The sequence below is a fragment of the Ruegeria sp. CJ2 genome (genome assembly GCF_056536745.1).
In genome coordinates this window covers 208,984-223,031 of sequence record NZ_JBQFQF010000006.1, presented here as the reverse complement: position 1 = coordinate 223,031, position 14,048 = coordinate 208,984, and the positions used below count along the sequence as shown (strand labels likewise).

Sequence of the window (14,048 nt, the reverse complement as noted above, 5' to 3'; positions counted from 1 at the left end):
GCTCGGACAACCGGGCGGCCTTTTTCGTTAATGAGGGAGGGGAACCATGATGCTTTCCATTACGCCGATCTACGCCGCACTGCTGGCAATCGTTTATGTCTTTCTCAGCGGATGGGTCATCAATACGCGCCGGAAACAGAAGATTTCCTACGGTGATTCCGGTGACTCCAGCATGCTCAAGGCGATGCGCACGCATTCCAACTTTGCCGAATACGCGCCATTCGCGTTGTTGCTGATTGCGATGGTCGAACTTCAGGGCGCAGGAGCTGACTTGGTAAATATTCTGGGGCTGGGTCTTTTGGTGGGAAGGTTGTTGCACGCCTATGGGTTCGGCAAAACGCCGCAGATCGTCCTTCTGCGCCAGATGGGTATGATTCTGACCTTCGCCGTTCTGCTGGTTGCTGCAGTCGCCAACCTTGTTCTTGCGCTTTGAATCGTTCTCGGGCTGCAACGCCGAAAGGCGTTCAGCCTGTCAGAGGCTTGGACACGATCGTGTGGGCTGACCTCCAGACCTGCGCGGGTTCGACGCTTGGCTCTGCAGGAATATGCGAAAGGATTGCGGCAAGAGTCATCAATATGGCCAATGCCGTGATTTTGTATCTTTCTTTGGGTTTCACCTGTCACCTCTGTCGTTTTTTGCAACTCTCTGAACCTTCAACGCATTCACCGCAGAGTTCCGTCGCCGAAAAAAGAAATTTTCCAAGAGATGCGTTTTTCCGCTTGCAGCCCCGCTTGGGAATTTATACATCCCTCCTCACTCAACGGCGCGGGCGTAGCTCAGGGGTAGAGCATAACCTTGCCAAGGTTAGGGTCGGGCGTTCGAATCGCCTCGCCCGCTCCATTGAGAGGTCTTTAGGACCGACATATATGTATCTGATGCGGGCGTAGCTCAGGGGTAGAGCATAACCTTGCCAAGGTTAGGGTCGGGCGTTCGAATCGCCTCGCCCGCTCCAGATACGATTGTTTCCCAAACTTTTCTGGTTTCCTGCGGAATGTTGCGCCATTGTATTGGCATTAACGATTGCAGGATTTTAACGATGTCAGATTATTCTATCCGGCCCCTTTCGGCCGAAGAGTTGCACTATGCCGTCGATTGGGCAGGCAGCGAAGGATGGAATCCGGGCCTGCGCGATGCAGAATGCTTCCGCTCCACCGACCCAGAGGGATTCTTGGGCGGGTTCCTTGATGGGGACATGATCGCCTCGGTCTCAGCGGTGAACTACGACGACGCGTTTTCCTTCCTTGGCTTTTACATCGTGCGCCCCGAGTTTCGTCACCATGGTCACGGGCTAGAAATTGCGCAGCATGCTCTGGCTCATTGCGAGGGGCGCAACATGGGGCTGGACGGCGTGGTCGAGCAGCAAGACAACTACCGGAAGTCGGGCTTTGCCTTTGCCTATAACAACTATCGTTTTGGGGGCGTCATTGGCGAAATCCTACCGGAACTTGGCCAAGTTCTGGGTAACGGCGTTGCTGCGCTGGACACTGCCACAAGCGCGCTGCGTGCTTACGATCGCAAATTATTCCCGGCACCGCGCGACGCTTTCCTGCAAAGCTGGCTGGGCGCATCGGATCACATATCGCGCGTTTATTCCGAGAACGGGCAGATAAAAGGCTATGCCACGCTGCGCCCCTGCCAAACCGGTTACAAGGTTGGTCCGCTTTTTGCCGATGAGGTGGGAATTGCCCGAGCACTTCTGGCCAGCTTGCTGGCCGCCGTGCCCGAAGATCATCATGGTCAGGACGTCTTTGTCGACATGCCACAGCCCAACAATGCCGCGTTTGCCATGGCTGGACAATTGGGGTTGACGAAAGTCTTCGAAACCGCCCGGATGTATTCCGACCACGAACCGGAAATCGACCTCAACCGAATCTTCGGAGTGACCACGTTCGAGCTTGGCTAACGCCAGGTTTCGGGACCCCACTTCGACGTCCAACCTTTTGCGCAGGGGCTTTATGCATGCTGGGAGAACACCAAAAACGGCTGTTGCAGGACATGTTCGAAAACCTGCCGGGGGTCAGTTTTTTGATCCTGTCCCGAGCCACTGACGATTTGCGTCTGGCCGGGTGGGTCGGAACCGCGCTCGCGACCCTTGTGTGCCTGGCGTATGTCAAACGGGTTCTGCGCGCTCATCCCATCTTGTTGGGGATCAATATCTTCATGGTAATCGTCACACCGCTGATCGAAATTCTGGTGCTGTCCGGCGCTCGGAACGCGGCTGATCTGTTGATCGGTAATATCGATTCACTTGTGCTGGGCAGTGTTTTCGTAACGGGCGTTGTGTTGACCTTGTTCACAGCCAACGGCTTTCTGACCTATGACGCAAAAAGCCCCAGGCAAATGCGCCTCCAGTCCACGGCAATGTTGACGCTTTGCGTCGCCGGGATCGTCTGGTCCGCAGCCATGGGGCAGAACTACCTGATATCGCTGGCGGTTCCGCTCATGGTGCTTTTTGGATGTCAGCGCTTCCTGCGTGCGGGCGCGACAGACCGCCAATCGCACGGGGGCATTGCGCTGAGTGGAACCATCCCGCTGGACGCCCCTGCCGAGACCGTTGCCTGACCTAGAAGGCCTTGAAGGTCATTGTGGTCAGCGACCTTTCTATATTCGGTATCACCAGCAGGTGTTCGTTGATGAAATGCCCGACATCTTCGGTCTCGGGGATATAGAGCTTTAGCAGCAGATCATATTCGCCGCTGGTCGAATACAGCTCGGAATGGATTTCGCGCAGGGCGATTTCCTCGGCCACCTTGTATGTTGTGCCAGGTTTGCAACGGATTTGGATGAAGACGCAGGTGGACATGGGCCGGGCCTTGGTTGTTCAGGTTGCGTGCAGGCTGGCACGGGCTGCGCCGGGGTGCAATCCCCTGCAACAGTTTGGCGAGAATGACAGATGCGGTCTGGAAAATGCTGCCCCTCCGCGTCTATAAGCGCGTCTGTAGCAAAAGGAATTCGCCCATGCGCAGCGCAAAGATCAGCCGTCAGACCGCCGAGACCGAGATCTCGGTCGAGGTCAATCTGGACGGCACCGGCCAGTATGACAACCAAACCGGCGTCGGGTTCTTCGATCACATGCTGGACCAGCTTGCGCGCCATTCGCTGATCGACATGACGATCCGCGCCAAGGGCGATTACCACATCGACGATCACCACACGGTCGAGGATACCGGCATCGCACTGGGTCAGGCTTTGACCGAAGCCCTGGGCGACAAGAAAGGGATTCGGCGGTATGGCGAATGCCACCTGCCCATGGATGACGCGCAGGTGCGCTGTGCGCTGGACCTGTCGGGTCGCCCGTTCCTGATCTGGAATGTCGAGCTGCCCACGCCCAAGATCGGCACGTTCGACACCGAACTGGTGCGTGAATTCTTTCAGGCGCTGGCCACGCATGGCGGTATCACGCTGCATATCGACCAGTTACACGGCTTCAACAGCCACCATATTGCCGAGGCCGCGTTCAAGGCGGCCGCGCGCGCGTTGCGTCTGGCGGTTGAAACCGACCCGCGCAAGGCCGATGCGATTCCGTCCACCAAGGGCGCGCTATAAATGCTGACAGCCATTATCGACTACGAGAGCGGCAATCTGCACTCGGCAGAGAAGGCGTTTCAACGCATGGCGCGCGAACTGAATGCGGGTGAGGTCGTTGTCACCTCGGACGCAGACGTTGTTGCGCGCGCGGATCGCCTGGTTCTGCCGGGCGACGGCGCGTTTCCTGCTTGCGCTGCCGAGTTGCGGGGCCACAAGGGTATCTATGATGCCATGGTCGAAGCGGTCGAACAAAAGGGGCGACCGTTTCTGGGAATCTGCGTCGGGATGCAGCTTATGGCCTCAAAAGGCCACGAATACATCGAGACGGATGGTCTGGGCTGGGTTGCTGGGGACGTTGTACGCATCGCCCCTTCGGACGGCGCGCTAAAGGTGCCGCATATGGGCTGGAACGATTTGGTGCTTGAAAGCAACCACCCGGTCTTTGACGGGGTGAAGTCGGGTGACCATACTTATTTCGTCCACTCCTACCATTTTCGTGTCACCGAACCGGCGCAACGGCTGGCCTATGTGGATTATGGTCAGGAAGTCACGGCCGTGATCGGCCGCGACACAATGATTGGCATGCAGTTCCACCCCGAAAAAAGCCAGGACGTTGGCCTGCGTATGATCGGGAACTTCCTGAACTGGACTCCCTAGGCCTTACTGTACGCGGGTCCACGTCTGCCCGCGGCAGACCAGACCACCCGCAACACAGCCCTTTACGGTCAGTTGGTTCTGGCCGTTCAGCGTCATTTTCGAGTTGTAGGTCTTGTCCTTGTCCGGGGCCCAGATCTTGCCGCCACCATAGGCTCCGTCACCCTCTGGCGTCATGTCCCAGATCATCTGTTTGCCCAAGTGCTCATAATCCAGCACCTGATCGCCCGAGCCGTCAAAGGCGCTGTCGATGGTACCGCAGGTCGCACTTCCGCAAGGCTGGATCGAAACCTGCAGGTAATTGCCTTCCTCATTCGGCTCGGTTTTCCACAGACCGTCTACCGGATCGGCTGACGCGGCCGTGGAAAAGACGCAAAGCGCGGCCGCTGCAATGATTGAGTGTTTCATGATGTTCTCCCTTTGATGGCGGTACTGTGTCGCGCTGAGAGCCGTGCCGCAAGATTGACCCAGCGTCGCGTTGCAAACCCCGCCCCGCTTGTGCGATATCCCGCCGGACAGACCATGAAAGAAGGCCCAAAATGATCCTCTACCCCGCTATCGACCTCAAAGACGGCCAGGCCGTGCGCCTGCTGCGCGGTGAAATGGACAAGGCAACCGTGTTCAACGACGACCCGGCGGCGCAGGCCAAGGCCTTTGTCGATGCGGGGTGCGACTGGCTGCATCTGGTTGACCTGAACGGTGCCTTCGCGGGCGAGCCCATCAATGCAGCACCGGTCGAAGCGATTCTGGCGGCCTGCAACGTGCCCGCGCAACTTGGCGGCGGCATTCGCGATCTGAAAACGATCGAAACCTGGATCGACAAAGGGCTGGCGCGGGTCATTCTGGGCACCGTCGCCGTGGAAAACCCCGATCTGGTGCGGGAGGCCGCGCGTGAATTCCCCGGCAAGGTCGCCGTTGGCATCGACGCCCGCAACGGCATGGTCGCCACCAAGGGCTGGGCCGAGGAAACCGACGTGCAAGTCACCGATCTGGCACGCAGCTTCGAGGACGCGGGCGTTGCGGCCATCATCTATACCGACATCAACCGTGACGGGGCCATGCAGGGCCCCAACATCGAGGCAACTGCCGACCTTGCCCGGGCCGTCTCAATTCCTGTGATCGCGTCAGGCGGCGTCAGCTCTTTGGACGATCTGATTGCCCTGCGCGATTGCGGCGTGGAACTGGACGGCGCGATTTCAGGGCGCGCACTTTACGACGGCGCGATTGATCTGGCCGAAGCCATCCGCGCCCTGAGCTAGATTACTGCGCGGCCGCGGCGGTCAACTTGGCCAGCGCGCCGCGCAACTTGTCGATCACCGGCGATTTTTCGACCTCGTCCAACTCGTCCATCGTCTCTTTTGGGTCTTCGTAGGCCAGCCACACCTGACCATCGGCGTCTTGGTAAGCCTGAACCTTCAACGGCAGGAACAAACCGGCCCTCGGGTCGATCTGCATCGCGGGTGTGCCCAATGCAGGGTTGCCAAAGATCAGGACCTGATTGGCCGGGATCGGGGTGCCAACCTTTTCGGCACCGGCTGCATGGTCGACCCGGGCAAATACGGTCGCGCCCGCATTGCCGACGGCTGCCTCGAGCGCATCCAGTGCTTCAGCGACAGATTTGTCTGTAGGGATTTTGATAATGTCGTCGGCCATGGCGGACAGAGTGCCTCCGAAAGTCAGAAAAGTTGCCAGTATCAGATTGCGCATATCGGAATTCCTTTGTTGAATTTCACCCCAGTTTTCACAGCTTTGCGCCGTGCGGCAATCACAAGTCTGGCATCGGCGGGGCTTTGCCGGTAGACGTGCCCGCTATAGAGGATACCACATGCTGAAAACCCGCATCATTCCCTGTCTGGACGTCGCTGATGGCCGCGTGGTCAAGGGCGTCAATTTTGTCGGCCTGCGCGATGCGGGCGATCCGGTGGAGTCGGCGAAAGCCTATGACGCGGCCGGAGCCGACGAGATCTGCTTTCTGGACATCCACGCCACCCATGAAAACCGGGGCACCATGTTTGACGTGGTTCAACGGACGGCTGAGCAGTGCTTTGTCCCCCTGACCGTGGGCGGGGGTGTGCGCACCAAAGAGGACGTGCGCGCCCTGCTGCTGGCTGGTGCTGACAAGGTCAGCTTCAACTCGGCAGCCGTGGCGAACCCGGATGTGATCGCAGAATCGGCGGATCAGTTCGGCAGCCAATGCATCGTCTGCGCGATCGACGCCAAAACCGTCAGCCCCGGCAAATGGGAAATATTCACTCATGGGGGTCGCAAGCCAACCGGCATCGACGCAGTGGAATTTGCGAAAGCCGTGGTCGCAAAGGGTGCCGGGGAAATCTTGCTGACTTCGATGGACCGCGATGGCACGAAGGCTGGGTTCAACCTGCCTCTGACCCGCGCCATTTCCGACGCCGTTGACGTGCCGGTTATCGCCTCTGGCGGGGTCGGCAATCTTAACCATCTGGTCGAGGGCGTGACCGAAGGCGGCGCGAGCGCCGTTCTTGCTGCCTCGATCTTTCATTTCGGCGAGTACACAATCCGCGAGGCCAAAGAACATATGGCCGCCGCAGGCATTCCGATGAGGCTGACATGAGCATCCTGCAAGATCTGGCCGCAACGATTGAGGCGCGCAAAGGGGCTGACCCGGACAGCAGTTGGACCGCCAAGCTGCTGGCGAAAGGCCCGGAAAAGTGCGCCGAGAAATTCGGAGAAGAAGCCGTCGAAGCGATCATCGAGGCTGTCAAAGGCGATCAGGCTAAGCTGACCTCCGAGGCTGCGGATGTGCTTTATCATCTTCTGGTTATGCTGGCCGCACGCGACGTCGCGTTGGACGACGTGCTTGATGAGTTGGCACGGCGTCAGCGCGTCAGCGGTCTGGAAGAAAAGGCTGCGCGACCAAAGGGGTGACGCCCACCCTCGCAATCTCGTAATGTGTCTTTGGACGGTTCACAGATCGAAGGCGCGGACATGATCAGAGCTTTGGGGTTTGTATGTGCGCTTGCGATACTGGGCGCCTGTTCGGTCGCCCCGCCGCCCACCGGTGACGAGGTTCAGCGGCTGGCGGCTGAAATTCGCAGCCTTGGCCCGGATATTGACCCCGAAGAAGCAGACCGTGCGGCGCGTATCGCCTATTCCTATACCGCGCAATTGGTGCAGGAATACGAAATCACCGATCCCCCGCTGATTCACAATGCCAAGGTCAACAAGGGGCTGCGCCCTCGCGGGTTGTGCTGGCACTGGGCTGAAGATATCGAGCGGCGGCTGGATCAGGAAAGCTTCCAAACACTGGAAATGCATCGCGCCATCGCCAATGCAGACAACCCGTTTCGCATCGACCACAGCACCGCCATCATCAGCCGCAAAGGTGAAACCATGTATGATGGCGTCGTTCTGGACCCTTGGCGGTACGGTGGCACCTTGTTCTGGTCCCCGTTGCCGGAAGACACGAAATACGAGTGGGTGCCGCGCGACATCGTACTCGAACAGCGGCGGCTGGAGCAGGTCGCGCGGCTAAAGCCCCTGCCCGACAGCTAAACCCTCAAAGCTTGGACGATATCACCCCGGTTGCGAAGCCGCCCATGCGAAGCTCTCCGAACAGGCGTTGATATTCGATTTTCGGGCACCGATTCATCACAACCTCAACGCCGCGCGCCTCAGCTACGGCTGCGGCATCAGGATTTTCCACACCGATCTGCATCCAGATTGTGCGCAGGCTTGGAAACGCCTTCAGCGCCTCATCCACAATCGGCGGAACGGCTTCTGAGCGTCGGAAAATATCCACCATGTCCACCGGCTCGGAAATATCTGCCAGCGACGCGCGCACCGTCTCACCGAACAACATTTTGCCTGCATGCCCCGGATTGACCGGGATCACAGTATATCCCTTAAGCGACAGGTAGCGCGCCACATAATAGCTAGGCCGAACCGGGTTCATCGAAACACCAACAACGGCGATCGTTTTGGTTCGCTTCAGGATGTCTTTCAGAAATGCATCGGAATAGTCGGTCATGCGGTCACCCTATTCGGACCACACAAAAGAAAAAAGCGCTCAGATAGAAACCTGAGCGCCAGTTGTTGGAACGAGGGACAGTGAAATGACCCGCGGCAGTTCCGTTCCGCGGTCACTGTGACATTTAGGCATAAGTTGAGAGAAAAAAAGAGGGGGTGCGCGTTTTTGTGATGACAGATCACAAAAAGCGGAAAACCGCCTACTGCTCGTATAGTACGACGGGCCAATGTGCCTCGGCCATGCGGATGTATTCTGCCGTATCACTGCTCCACACCTGCTCGATCTCGGGCGAATGCGTCAGGTACAGGCGTCCATCAATCATTTTCCACAGATGCGGGTCAGTGCTGACCAACTCCCCCATTGCCATCGCGTAAGCGCAGTATCCGCCGAACTGAGGGGCATAGGCCCTTGGGTTCATCTCGAAAGCGTCGCGATTCTCGGCCGAGGCAAAGTGCCATTCAGCACCCTTCCACTTCACCGAATACTCGGGAAGCCCACGGCGCGGGGTGTCGTCGGTGAAATAGGAAACCGCATCATATCCGGCCATAACTGCCCCGTCCGTCTCAAAAAAGACGGGCATGTCCTGGGCAAATGCCGCCGGAGCAAAAACAGTGGCGGCCATCGCGCCAAGTAGGAAACGTCGGTTCATTATCATCGAGTCTCGGTCTGAGGTTTCGGGAATCAATGTGCAATTTTTTGACACATCGGAAACCCCCATTAACGCGGTTGTGATCGCATGGGACGTGAATAAACCCGATCAATCAAAGATATCTTCAACCACGTCCCATGCTTCATCCAGAACGCGCGAAAACAATCCCTTTTTCTTCTTTTTCTTCTTGTTCTTGTATGGATGCTGGTTTCTTGCGCTATCCCGCGTGGGCTTGCTGTCCGAAAGTTTGCGCTTGGGCACCATCTTCAGGTCGTGCAGCGGGGCGCCGCAGCTTGAACAACTAAGCTCATGACGCTGCTTTCCTTTTAGAACCAGCGCCGCGCGGGTTCCGCAATAGCAGCAGGTGGCGATTTTCGAGGGCGTGGAAATGGTGCTCTCCTGTTTATCTGTGCCTTGAGGCATATAGGGCAATCGCGGCCGCATTTGAGACGTTCAGAGACCCAAACCCACCCGCTGCGTCGATTTTCACCAGATGATCAACGGTTTCCTTGGTCTTCTGGCGCAGACCTGGTCCTTCGGCCCCAAGCACCAGAGCCACTGGTTGATCCAGTTTGCCTTCCAAAGTGGCCTCGATGGTAAGGTCCGCTTCGCCGTCCAGTCCCAGCACCAGAAAGCCCATATCCTGCAACGCGACTATTGCATCGGCCAGATTGCGGACGCGCAGATAGGGCTGCCTTTCCAGTGCACCACTGGCGGTTTTTGCCAAGGCCCCTGTTTCCGGGGCCGAATGATGGCGCGTTCCGATAACCGCGCTGGCCCCCAGCACTTCGGCCGAGCGAAGAATCGCCCCGACATTGTGCGGGTCTGTCACGCGGTCCAGCAGGATCACGCGCGGATGTTCGCGCCCGATGCAGTTCTCGGCCAGACCACCCCAGTCCAATGGCTTCACTTCCAACGCCGCGCCCTGATGGACGGAGCCGGAATCAATCGGAGCGTTGAATTTGCGCGGGTCGACCATCTCGGGCTCAATCCCTGCAAACTCAATGGCTTCGGTCAGTTTGTCCCGCGCGTTACGGGTCACAATCAAGCGCAGCTTCTGCCGCTCTGGATTCACCAACGCATCGCGCACAGCGTGCAAACCAAACAGCCAAACAGTTTCGGACGCGGCCGCCTTGCGCGCCTGTTCCTTTTCAACGACCCACTTGGGTTTCTTCATTTCTTGGGCCTCCGGGCCGGGAAATCGGTTTCCTGCGCCAAAGCGATATTTTCCTGTTGACGCTCCTTTAGAGCGCTAGTAATCACGCCTCCACGTCAGGTGCAACGCCTGACAGTGGGCGACAGGCCGCAAGGTGTGGCAGGGGACTGTAACTCCCTCGCGGAGACGCACGCCTGGTTCGATTCCAGGGTCGCCCACCATCTTCTTCAGATGGTGACAAAGATCAACGGGCCGTTAATTCGGCAGGCATTGCCATTCGTCCACCACCTGCCCCCCTTTCAAAACCAAAAGCGGTCCGAACTGGTTTAGAACTGCCTCGCTTTGTGTGGGTCGCAACAGGGCGATGTCTCCGGGTTTCACGCTGGAATCCAAGGGGCCGGTCCAAACTTCCTGATTGCTCGAACGGCCGAAAATCGACGAATAGGAAAAACCGCCTGGAAACACCGGCAACCCCAGAAAATGCCCACCAAATATCGCCAAGTCCGTCTTCCGTCTGGGCAGAAAGTCCAAACCCGGCAACGCGTTACCTTGCATCACTTTCAGAATTGGCGAGGCGATATATGCGGCAGGTTGAAACGCCGTTGTCGTGACGTGGTCAAAATCGGTGGGCTTGACCAGAACCGACCCAAAGGCAACCTCGTTGGCGGCTCCGTCAGCGCGATAGGACTGGAACGTCAGGCTGCCCCCCGTATTAAGGCAAAGCCCCTCACCCGCGTTTGGCAGCCCCGCGACTGCACGTTGAAACGCGTCTGCGCTCGACCGCGTGGCGCGGGATTTCAGAAGGCGTGGCAACTTGGCCAGATGCGCCTCATACCCCATAACTCCGACTAAATTCGCATGCGGATGACTGCCAATACGCCGCGCGATCCGAGGGATGTCTTCAGGGCGCAACCCACCCCGGTGTAAGCCGATATCCACCTCTAACGACAGGCGAAGCCGAAGATTGAGAGCTTCGGCCAGCGTCAAATAAGCATCCAGAGTTTCGCGCGTATCAATAAGCCACTGGACACGATCCGCTGCAGTTGGGGTCTTTTGCAACACACGCGCCACAGAACTGACGGGCAGCGGCTTACCGATCAAGTGATCGGTATCAGGCTCCGCCTCCAACAGCGCCGTCAGCATAGGTTCGGAGAAGGTCATGAGACCTGATGTCGGGATCTTCGCCCGAATGTGATCCAGCAGCGGCAGACATGGGAGGGATTTGGCAACAAGACGGCATGCCAAACCCGGCGCAACCGAACCAACCACCAGCGCGCAATTTGCATCGAGCCGGTCCAGATCGACCACGGCCACGGGCTTATCCACCCCGTAGTCTTGCAGCGTTTTGGACAGGTTCCGCAAATACTCTGCTGTCATGGCCGGAACAGCTTGGTTAGCGCGGGTGTAAGGAATTTTCCGCTTGGGTCCAGTTGCTCTCTCACCGCGCAGAAACGGTCGAAGTCAGGATACAGGCGTGAAAGCTCTTTATACGTCAAGCTATGCATCTTGCCCCAATGCGGGCGCCCTCCGGCCTCAAGAAGTATTGGCTCAATGTCGGCAAAGTAACGCATGTGATCTTCGGCAGCGTCGGTATGAACAGCAACCGAAACACGCGGGCCACCCTGAAACGGAGAAATGCAGGCCGTGTCGCCAGCGGTCTGCCTGACCTCGATCGGAAAGTATATGTCGGAATGATCCCGGTGCAGACGCGCGAACACATCCCGAAGCACATCCCCGGCGACATCGGGCGGCAGGTGATATTCCATCTCGTTGAACCGAATGTGGCGATCACTGCACAAAACGCGCCAGCTTTCGCCAACATAGTCCTCATCCGACTGGGCCAATGTCAGCAGCTTGAGCAACGCGCTTCGCAAACCGCTGCTGTAGCGCCCTGCGTTTCTTGCCAGCCTCAGCACTTTGACCGCGATCATGTCCAGATCGCGTGGCGCCTTGGTCTTGGGCGCGTCGGTTAGGTCATGGCGAATTTCGACCGCCTTGCCGGTAAACGGGATGTAGAAAAACTCAAAATTCCGAAACTCCGCCCATTTTCGATGCATGTTGGCTAGTGTTTCCTCGAGCGGTTCCAAAGTGACACGGCGTCGTAAGTTGTACTTCGGAACCACAGCGATTTGCGCGTCGGTCAGAACGCCGAGCAACCCAAGCGAGACCTGAGCCATCTCAAGCGGGATATCCTCGGTCGACAGGATATCTCCCCCCGCCCCTACAAAACTGGCTGCTGTAATTTCGGCGGAAATGCAGGGCAGGTCTCGACCGGTTCCGTGTGTCGCGGTTGCGGCCGCCCCCGTCAGCGATTGTGCGTTGATGTCCCCGAGGTTACGAAAGGCCAACCCATGTTCGGCCAATGCCGGAGAAAGATCGCGCAAACGCGCGTTGGCATTGACCCACACACGGTCTTCGGTGACCTGACCCAATGTCGGCAGCTTGAGGTCGGACAGGTCCAGGATCCGGTCCGCGCCAGCCACGATCGGCGTAAAGGAATGTCCTGCCCCAACAACGCGCATACTGTCAGGTTGCGCAACGGCGTGTTGCAGTTCGGCAAGGGTTGAAGGGCGCAATATGGGTGCGCTTGAGCTTTGGCCACCTGCCCAGTTGGTCCACATCTGCAATCTCCTCCGGCTTAGAGGATTGCAGCACATCGACCCCAAAACAAGTCAGGTTTCCAGTAAGTTACCCTACGGCAAGTATCGTCACGCGGCCGCCGCGCGCTCGGCTGTCACCCGGGCGAACCATTCAATGATCGCTTCAACCTCGGGCACAATCTGCTCAGCCGCGCCATCGGTGAAGGCTTCGAATTTTTCCCTGTTCAACCCGTTCACTCCGACCAGAACCGGGATGTCCTGCGCCAGGGCCTCGGCGATAACAGGGCGAAATCCGCGCCCGTCAGCTTCGTGCTTACCAAACTTGTTCACGACCAACAGTTGGGGTGCGTCTGCCAGTGACGCGGTGACATAGCCCACGGCTTGCTCCAGCGCGGCAGGGTCCAGACGGCAGCCGCGCGACTGTTCACCCAGTGACTGCGAAATGCGGATGGTCTCGCCTGCAGGCAGAACACGGACGTCCATGTCACATTTGCTGCTGTCTGCGCATTCGGTGTTGGTTTGCACAACACCTGCCAACTGCGCGCCGGTTTTCAGCAACTGCTCGGCGGCGGCGCTCAGCAGGCGATCGGTTGCGCCACGGTCCGTCGTGGTTACGTAGGCCAGGTACATTCAGAGACCTCTTGATAAAACTGTGACACTCCAGATAGCACGCAAGTCACCGCCCGACCACTCCCTGCATTATGGCAGCGGTGAAACTCCGATCACAGACGCGTGCGCACCAAGCAGAACCAGGTAAGCCACCAGCGACGCAACCCAAACCCAGGGACGCGGCCAGGGCGGCGGGACCCGCAAAGACAGCCGCGCGGTGTTGCGCGACAGACGAACCCATTCCATACCCATTTCGCGTGACTTGCGACGATCAATCACCGCCATGCCCATAGCTGCGAATCCGGCGAACAGGCCGAACAAGATGACATGAGACAGGCTGCCATTGGCCAGCAGATGCGCGACGGACCACAACATCAGGGCGGCCAGAATTGGGTGGCGGGTGATGCGCAATATGCCGGGGTTCTCGGGGTCAAAAGGGCGATGACCCAACCCGCCGAAAGAAAACGGGTTTTGAATGGCTACACCGCAGACAGCCAACCAGCACACAACGGGCATACACAATAGCGGAATCCATCGCAGGATCGCGAACGGCGGAATGATTTCGACATAGGGCGCGTGGGCGGCTGCAAGGATCAGCCAACCCAGAACCACCAGGGACAATATGGAATACGCGCCAAAATAACCCCGCCGACCAAGTATCGAGATCAAATGCTCGCGCACGGCAGGGCGGGCCGGAATGATATGGCTCAGCAGGAACACGATCAGCGCGGCAAAGAATGATCCCCAGCCCATCGTCATGGTCTCCGTAAGAATTGGACCTGACTTACGTCAGCGCGGCCGGGTGATCCTTGTCCGAAATCAAGTCGAGGGCGGGGCGGTCGCGCCGC

General features: G+C 58.3%; 20 protein-coding genes and 3 tRNA genes. 12 read left to right on the top strand and 11 right to left on the bottom strand.

The features are described from left to right. Window positions 1-46 precede the first annotated feature (46 nt). From ACR0MS_RS11170 to ACR0MS_RS11150, 5 genes are all read left to right on the top strand, one after another. A complete protein-coding gene (locus tag ACR0MS_RS11170; RefSeq protein WP_480572142.1) occupies window positions 47-433 on the top strand; it encodes an MAPEG family protein in 387 nt (128 codons plus the stop codon). A gap of 333 nt (window positions 434-766) precedes the next feature. Beyond that, a tRNA-Gly gene (locus tag ACR0MS_RS11165) sits at window positions 767-841 on the top strand. Window positions 842-878: 37 nt separating this feature from the next. Then, window positions 879-953 (top strand) — tRNA-Gly (locus tag ACR0MS_RS11160). 84 nt (window positions 954-1,037) lie between these two features. Next, entirely contained in the window at window positions 1,038-1,904 is an 867-nt protein-coding gene (locus ACR0MS_RS11155; protein ID WP_480572146.1) for a GNAT family N-acetyltransferase, read from the top strand. Between the two features lie 56 nt (window positions 1,905-1,960). After that, window positions 1,961-2,563: a hypothetical protein gene (locus tag ACR0MS_RS11150; RefSeq protein ID WP_480572149.1), complete on the top strand. Its 603-nt coding sequence runs from the start codon at window positions 1,961-1,963 to the stop codon at window positions 2,561-2,563. Window position 2,564: 1 nt separating this feature from the next. Here the strand turns inward: ACR0MS_RS11150 and ACR0MS_RS11145 are convergent, their stop codons facing one another. Further along, window positions 2,565-2,804 (bottom strand): Lrp/AsnC family transcriptional regulator, encoded by a 240-nt coding sequence (locus ACR0MS_RS11145; protein WP_050602861.1) that lies wholly within the window; start codon window positions 2,802-2,804, stop codon window positions 2,565-2,567. 155 nt (window positions 2,805-2,959) lie between these two features. Here ACR0MS_RS11145 and hisB point away from each other — a divergent pair, with 155 nt between their 5' ends. Continuing rightward, window positions 2,960-3,547, top strand: coding sequence for an imidazoleglycerol-phosphate dehydratase HisB (hisB, locus tag ACR0MS_RS11140; protein ID WP_480572153.1), 588 nt, complete (start codon window positions 2,960-2,962; stop codon window positions 3,545-3,547). Then, window positions 3,548-4,186 (top strand): imidazole glycerol phosphate synthase subunit HisH, encoded by a 639-nt coding sequence (hisH, locus tag ACR0MS_RS11135; protein WP_480572156.1) that lies wholly within the window; start codon window positions 3,548-3,550, stop codon window positions 4,184-4,186. 3 nt (window positions 4,187-4,189) lie between these two features. On the opposite strand, the gene ACR0MS_RS11130 is transcribed toward hisH, so the two are convergent. Further along, window positions 4,190-4,591, bottom strand: coding sequence for a DUF2147 domain-containing protein (locus tag ACR0MS_RS11130; protein WP_480572159.1), 402 nt, complete (start codon window positions 4,589-4,591; stop codon window positions 4,190-4,192). 131 nt (window positions 4,592-4,722) lie between these two features. Between ACR0MS_RS11130 and hisA the strand changes: the two genes are divergently transcribed. Next, entirely contained in the window at window positions 4,723-5,442 is a 720-nt protein-coding gene (gene hisA / locus ACR0MS_RS11125) for a 1-(5-phosphoribosyl)-5-[(5-phosphoribosylamino)methylideneamino]imidazole-4-carboxamide isomerase (RefSeq protein WP_480572162.1), read from the top strand. Window position 5,443: 1 nt separating this feature from the next. On the opposite strand, the gene ACR0MS_RS11120 is transcribed toward hisA, so the two are convergent. Continuing rightward, complete coding sequence (locus ACR0MS_RS11120; RefSeq protein ID WP_480572165.1) at window positions 5,444-5,890, bottom strand: DUF302 domain-containing protein; 447 nt, start codon at window positions 5,888-5,890, stop codon at window positions 5,444-5,446. A gap of 118 nt (window positions 5,891-6,008) precedes the next feature. On the opposite strand from ACR0MS_RS11120, the gene hisF reads away from it, so the two are divergent. Genes hisF through ACR0MS_RS11105 form a run of 3 tightly spaced genes read left to right on the top strand, consistent with a single transcriptional unit; the run spans window position 6,009 to window position 7,711 of the window. Further along, a complete protein-coding gene (hisF, locus tag ACR0MS_RS11115; RefSeq protein WP_480572167.1) occupies window positions 6,009-6,770 on the top strand; it encodes an imidazole glycerol phosphate synthase subunit HisF in 762 nt (253 codons plus the stop codon). Next, window positions 6,767-7,084, top strand: coding sequence for a phosphoribosyl-ATP diphosphatase (locus ACR0MS_RS11110; RefSeq protein WP_480572170.1), 318 nt, complete (start codon window positions 6,767-6,769; stop codon window positions 7,082-7,084). The genes hisF and ACR0MS_RS11110 overlap by 4 nt, the downstream gene beginning before the upstream one ends. Before the next feature lie 60 nt (window positions 7,085-7,144). After that, window positions 7,145-7,711, top strand: a complete 567-nt coding sequence (locus ACR0MS_RS11105) for a hypothetical protein (protein ID WP_480572173.1) — start codon at window positions 7,145-7,147, stop codon at window positions 7,709-7,711. A gap of 4 nt (window positions 7,712-7,715) precedes the next feature. Here ACR0MS_RS11105 and ACR0MS_RS11100 read toward each other — a convergent pair whose 3' ends face one another. The 4 genes from ACR0MS_RS11100 to rlmB all read right to left on the bottom strand — a co-directional run bounded on the left by ACR0MS_RS11100 (window position 7,716) and on the right by rlmB (window position 10,012). Further along, complete coding sequence (locus ACR0MS_RS11100; protein WP_480572176.1) at window positions 7,716-8,186, bottom strand: CoA-binding protein; 471 nt, start codon at window positions 8,184-8,186, stop codon at window positions 7,716-7,718. 199 nt (window positions 8,187-8,385) lie between these two features. Then, window positions 8,386-8,835 carry a YHS domain-containing (seleno)protein gene (locus ACR0MS_RS11095; protein ID WP_480572179.1) on the bottom strand — a complete coding sequence of 150 codons (450 nt, stop codon included), beginning with the start codon at window positions 8,833-8,835 and terminating at the stop codon, window positions 8,386-8,388. Window positions 8,836-8,943: 108 nt separating this feature from the next. Further along, a complete protein-coding gene (locus tag ACR0MS_RS11090) occupies window positions 8,944-9,258 on the bottom strand; it encodes a hypothetical protein (protein WP_480572181.1) in 315 nt (104 codons plus the stop codon). Beyond that, entirely contained in the window at window positions 9,239-10,012 is a 774-nt protein-coding gene (gene rlmB / locus ACR0MS_RS11085; protein ID WP_480572184.1) for a 23S rRNA (guanosine(2251)-2'-O)-methyltransferase RlmB, read from the bottom strand. The genes ACR0MS_RS11090 and rlmB overlap by 20 nt, the downstream gene beginning before the upstream one ends. Before the next feature lie 116 nt (window positions 10,013-10,128). Between rlmB and ACR0MS_RS11080 the strand changes: the two genes are divergently transcribed. After that, window positions 10,129-10,212, top strand: a tRNA-Tyr gene (locus ACR0MS_RS11080). A 34-nt stretch (window positions 10,213-10,246) separates the two neighbouring features. Here the strand turns inward: ACR0MS_RS11080 and ACR0MS_RS11075 are convergent. The 4 genes from ACR0MS_RS11075 to ACR0MS_RS11060 form a co-directional block, all read right to left on the bottom strand. Then, complete coding sequence (locus tag ACR0MS_RS11075) at window positions 10,247-11,368, bottom strand: alanine racemase (protein ID WP_480572187.1); 1,122 nt, start codon at window positions 11,366-11,368, stop codon at window positions 10,247-10,249. Further along, entirely contained in the window at window positions 11,365-12,612 is a 1,248-nt protein-coding gene (locus ACR0MS_RS11070) for a D-arabinono-1,4-lactone oxidase (RefSeq protein ID WP_480572190.1), read from the bottom strand. Before ACR0MS_RS11070 ends, ACR0MS_RS11075 begins: the two co-directional genes overlap by 4 nt. A gap of 87 nt (window positions 12,613-12,699) precedes the next feature. Then, window positions 12,700-13,221, bottom strand: coding sequence for a DUF2478 domain-containing protein (locus tag ACR0MS_RS11065; protein WP_480572193.1), 522 nt, complete (start codon window positions 13,219-13,221; stop codon window positions 12,700-12,702). A gap of 69 nt (window positions 13,222-13,290) precedes the next feature. Next, window positions 13,291-13,953: an NnrU family protein gene (locus ACR0MS_RS11060; protein WP_480572196.1), complete on the bottom strand. Its 663-nt coding sequence runs from the start codon at window positions 13,951-13,953 to the stop codon at window positions 13,291-13,293. Window positions 13,954-14,048: the final 95 nt, after the last annotated feature.

Bases quoted from the DNA above. Each gene is read 5' to 3' on its own strand.
- ACR0MS_RS11170 (WP_480572142.1), top strand. From the start codon at position 47: ATGATGCTTTCCATTACGCCGATCTACGCCGCACTGCTGGCAATCGTT.
- ACR0MS_RS11155 (WP_480572146.1), top strand. From the start codon at position 1,038: ATGTCAGATTATTCTATCCGGCCCCTTTCGGCCGAAGAGTTGCACTAT.
- ACR0MS_RS11150 (WP_480572149.1), top strand. From the start codon at position 1,961: ATGCTGGGAGAACACCAAAAACGGCTGTTGCAGGACATGTTCGAAAAC.
- ACR0MS_RS11145 (WP_050602861.1), bottom strand. From the start codon at position 2,804: ATGTCCACCTGCGTCTTCATCCAAATCCGTTGCAAACCTGGCACAACA.
- hisB (WP_480572153.1), top strand. From the start codon at position 2,960: ATGCGCAGCGCAAAGATCAGCCGTCAGACCGCCGAGACCGAGATCTCG.
- hisH (WP_480572156.1), top strand. From the start codon at position 3,548: ATGCTGACAGCCATTATCGACTACGAGAGCGGCAATCTGCACTCGGCA.
- ACR0MS_RS11130 (WP_480572159.1), bottom strand. From the start codon at position 4,591: ATGAAACACTCAATCATTGCAGCGGCCGCGCTTTGCGTCTTTTCCACG.
- hisA (WP_480572162.1), top strand. From the start codon at position 4,723: ATGATCCTCTACCCCGCTATCGACCTCAAAGACGGCCAGGCCGTGCGC.
- ACR0MS_RS11120 (WP_480572165.1), bottom strand. From the start codon at position 5,890: ATGCGCAATCTGATACTGGCAACTTTTCTGACTTTCGGAGGCACTCTG.
- hisF (WP_480572167.1), top strand. From the start codon at position 6,009: ATGCTGAAAACCCGCATCATTCCCTGTCTGGACGTCGCTGATGGCCGC.
- ACR0MS_RS11110 (WP_480572170.1), top strand. From the start codon at position 6,767: ATGAGCATCCTGCAAGATCTGGCCGCAACGATTGAGGCGCGCAAAGGG.
- ACR0MS_RS11105 (WP_480572173.1), top strand. From the start codon at position 7,145: ATGATCAGAGCTTTGGGGTTTGTATGTGCGCTTGCGATACTGGGCGCC.
- ACR0MS_RS11100 (WP_480572176.1), bottom strand. From the start codon at position 8,186: ATGACCGACTATTCCGATGCATTTCTGAAAGACATCCTGAAGCGAACC.
- ACR0MS_RS11095 (WP_480572179.1), bottom strand. From the start codon at position 8,835: ATGAACCGACGTTTCCTACTTGGCGCGATGGCCGCCACTGTTTTTGCT.
- ACR0MS_RS11090 (WP_480572181.1), bottom strand. From the start codon at position 9,258: ATGCCTCAAGGCACAGATAAACAGGAGAGCACCATTTCCACGCCCTCG.
- rlmB (WP_480572184.1), bottom strand. From the start codon at position 10,012: ATGAAGAAACCCAAGTGGGTCGTTGAAAAGGAACAGGCGCGCAAGGCG.
- ACR0MS_RS11075 (WP_480572187.1), bottom strand. From the start codon at position 11,368: ATGACAGCAGAGTATTTGCGGAACCTGTCCAAAACGCTGCAAGACTAC.
- ACR0MS_RS11070 (WP_480572190.1), bottom strand. From the start codon at position 12,612: ATGTGGACCAACTGGGCAGGTGGCCAAAGCTCAAGCGCACCCATATTG.
- ACR0MS_RS11065 (WP_480572193.1), bottom strand. From the start codon at position 13,221: ATGTACCTGGCCTACGTAACCACGACGGACCGTGGCGCAACCGATCGC.
- ACR0MS_RS11060 (WP_480572196.1), bottom strand. From the start codon at position 13,953: ATGGGCTGGGGATCATTCTTTGCCGCGCTGATCGTGTTCCTGCTGAGC.